This window comes from Candidatus Regiella insecticola LSR1, from assembly GCF_000143625.1.
In the GTDB taxonomy this organism is placed as follows: Bacteria; Pseudomonadota; Gammaproteobacteria; order Enterobacterales; family Enterobacteriaceae; genus Regiella; species Regiella insecticola.
In genome coordinates, this window is sequence record NZ_GL379751.1 from 1 (window position 1) to 3,187 (window position 3,187).

General features: G+C 41.4%; 3 protein-coding genes and 1 other RNA gene. 3 read left to right on the forward strand and 1 reads right to left on the reverse strand.

Annotated elements, in window-relative coordinates; translation table 11 throughout:
* The first annotated feature begins 195 nt into the window (after positions 1 to 195).
* The 3 genes from REG_RS12885 to REG_RS10460 all read left to right on the forward strand — a co-directional run bounded on the left by REG_RS12885 (position 196) and on the right by REG_RS10460 (position 2,454).
* Positions 196 to 468 (forward strand): hypothetical protein, encoded by a 273-nt coding sequence (locus REG_RS12885; RefSeq protein WP_006705619.1) that lies wholly within the window; start codon positions 196 to 198, stop codon positions 466 to 468.
* A gap of 106 nt (positions 469 to 574) precedes the next feature.
* Positions 575 to 987, forward strand: a transfer-messenger RNA (tmRNA) gene (ssrA, locus tag REG_RS11600).
* A 768-nt stretch (positions 988 to 1,755) separates the two neighbouring features.
* Positions 1,756 to 2,454, forward strand: coding sequence for a hypothetical protein (locus REG_RS10460; RefSeq protein ID WP_006705620.1), 699 nt, complete (start codon positions 1,756 to 1,758; stop codon positions 2,452 to 2,454).
* A gap of 106 nt (positions 2,455 to 2,560) precedes the next feature.
* Here the strand turns inward: REG_RS10460 and REG_RS10465 are convergent.
* Positions 2,561 to 3,187: hypothetical protein (locus REG_RS10465; protein ID WP_218015692.1), on the reverse strand; the 627-nt coding region annotated here is incomplete at its 5' end.

Genomic DNA, 3,187 nt, shown 5'->3' on the forward strand with positions numbered 1-3,187 from the left:
TCTGGACTGCAAAAAAACCTGCCTTTCTCTGCTTATTTTCTTACCGACATTAAAGGAATAAAAACACTGTATCCACGGCGAAAATCAGCCACACTCCTCATCCAATTACAACATTGGTCAGCGATCACTTTCGTCATTCAGGCGCATAATAGGGCACTTGAATAAGATGTTGAATTAATTATCGAAAATGAGGATTTGGGCAGTTATAAGGTACAAAGGGAAGAGCAGAACCTATGGATTTCCCACACGCAAAGAAAATTCGCTCTCTGTATTTCTAACGCATTGAATGCAGAGTCTGTGCATGAAAACATTGATTTGAAGGTCGTCAATGACAGTATCACGATGACACTACCTTTAAACCAACTGATTGAAAAGTATAACCATCGAGCTAATCAGCCGGTGGCATTTTATGGTGAAGTGTTCTATCCTCTCTATACTTTAAGCGATCTGCTCACGAGTTCAGCCTAAGGATCGCCAGCGGGGGACGTGGAAAAAGTGCGCATTATAAAAAACGCCCACCGTTAAGCCGCTGGCTTAATGACAGGAAGTTCTGTTATACTCAAAAAGATTCTTTGGGGCTGATTCTGGATTCGACGAGATTAGCGAACCCCAAGGTGCATGCCGAGGTGCGGTGGCCTCGTAAAAACCGCAAAAAAAATAGTTGCAAAAACAACAGAACTAGCACTTTTCTCTAATGTTCCTGTTAACGATTCTGTTCACAGTTCATTAATGGAGTTAGCAGCCTAAGAAACTGCAAGTGCCCTTTCTCCCTAGCCTCCGCTCTTAGGACGGGGATCAAGAGAGGTCAAATTTAAAAGAGATCGCGTGGATGCCTTGCTTGGGGTTGAAGCGTTAAACCTAATCAAGCTATGTTTGTTAGTGGCGTTGTCCATCCGCAGTAACAGATGAACTAACGACTGGACTAAGCATGTAGTACCGACGGCGTAGTAATTTCGGACGGGGGTTCAAATCCCCCCAGCTCCACCAATTTTAATAGGACAGTGACCGGACAATAGCATAAAAACCAGTAACTTATGAAGATTGTCCGGACACACCACTGACCTCATAGCGACCCAAAAGGATACGCAAAGGGTACGCAGAAAAAACTCAACAGAAACGCTATTCCTTCCTATTATTACCCTTGTATTTTCATACTTTTCTTGTCGTATTGATGTTGTTTTACCAAAATTACTTAGTTAAAACAATTAATTATGGTTAGTTTATTTATTTCTGGAATAGGCAAATGCCGACGAAAAATACCTTGAACTCGTGGATTTGATCAATGCGGTATCAACTCTCTAGACACGGGGTGTAAAAAATCCTCAGATCAGGATTAAAATCAACTCAGAACAAAATCTGGATAACGCCGAAAAATATCGTCGCCGTTATCTGAAAGAAAAGAGAGGGAAATGATTATGTCAGCCATTTCTGTTCATGGGTATATTGCGCAAAAAATGCGCCAAGATTCAAAATATTGCGATGTTCGAGGAACAATAATCGTTTTTTGATAGTTTATAAAAATACTCCATGATAAATTTCTTTCTTTTGTTTTATTCACCGAAGAGATTATTGTAATGAATCTTCATCCTATCAGCCTACTCAGGCTAGCCAGTTTATTCAGCCTATCCACTTATCCTGGCACACAGAATTCCCGTGGCGGTTCATTACTGATAAATAACCTATACTCTGTGAGAAATTCATGCGCGAGAATAGGGAATACCATGTCAGCTTCGTCGGCTTTTCAAAACGGGTACAATGCATAGGGCCTGGATTCTGGATATTTTACAAAATTCTCGTAATGAATTGAACGCACCTTCTAAGGTAAAAGAAGAAATGCGGTTAGTTAATCTTCCTAGCACCCAGGCACGGATACAAGCTGGAGGATCCTGTAAGAAGATTAGCGAGGAGCTCGATATTTATAGTCATAAGGCAAAATTAGCATTAGAAATGATGGCAGTTCAGCATCCTCGTACCCAAGCACGGATACAAGCTGGAGAATTCTGTTATAAGGTTAGCGAGGAACTCGGTATTTATAGTCGTGAAGGACGATTAGCATTAGAAATGATGACAATTCAGCATCCTCGTACCCAAGCAAGGTTACAAACTGAAGAATCCTATAAGAAGGCTAGAAGGGCGCTCGGTATTTGTAGTAAGGAGGCTACATTAGCATTAGACATGCTGGCAGTTAACCTTCCTCGCACCCAAAAACGGATACAAGATGGAGTATCCTGTGAGAAGATTAGAGAGGAGCTTGATATTGATATTTTTAATGATGAGGCACAATTAGCATTAGACATGCTGGCAGTTAATCTTCCTCGCACCCAAAAACGGATACAAGCTGGAGAATCCTATTATAAGGTTAGAAAGGAACTCGGTATTTATAGTAAGGAGGCTACATTAGCATTAGAAAGAATGGCAGAGAAAACAGGCCGGAAACGTAAAGTTGCGCATTAATCTTATATCTTGATCTTAACCACCATTGTCGTCAATGTTGATTGCCGTTATTTAGCGAATAAAGTTCTTTTTTATTCGCTAACAGAGATAAGACTCATTAGCAAAACTATTTATCGTATATGGCAGTTTTGATATAAAAGAAACCGGATGAAGCCAGCACAACACCTTTAGGTCCGTGATACTCACGTCGTTGTTCTATCGCACTGTATATTTCATTGCCACAGGCAGCTACCCCGTAGCAGATTAAAAAATCACTGTTAGGGTGCTTTAAATAAGGCAATAAAGAATAGGTCATCGGCACCACCGCTACCGATTCTTGCATGTTGCTGTAAAATGAAAGGCCGTGGTGGGTAGCTTTATACGCCAGCTGTAACGGCCTCATTTGGGCTGAATACACTAAGGTGCCGGCCGCATTGTAAATCGCTAATCCGTAGCGCGACGTTTTTTTCGCCATCGCGGCAAAAACATACACCCGCATCGCGGAGGATTGATTAAACCCGCCGGTGATTTGATAGGCATGATAGCCGGCAACGGGGGCGTGAATAAAGGTATGACAGGTGAAGCCGCTAAATAATTTTTCCTTCAGTTTTTCTTTAGACATAGGCAGTGTACTCATGTAGTTAGAATCCATAAATACGCTATTTTCAGCCGGATTTGTTCTGCCGTAGTGGGCAGTTGCGATTTTTTGTTGGTACTGAACAAAAATAATGATAGGAATATGCTGGGGTATCGA

Coding starts and splice junctions, on each gene's coding strand:
- REG_RS10460 (WP_006705620.1), top strand. CDS start 1,756: ATGCATAGGGCCTGGATTCTGGATATTTTACAAAATTCTCGTAATGAA.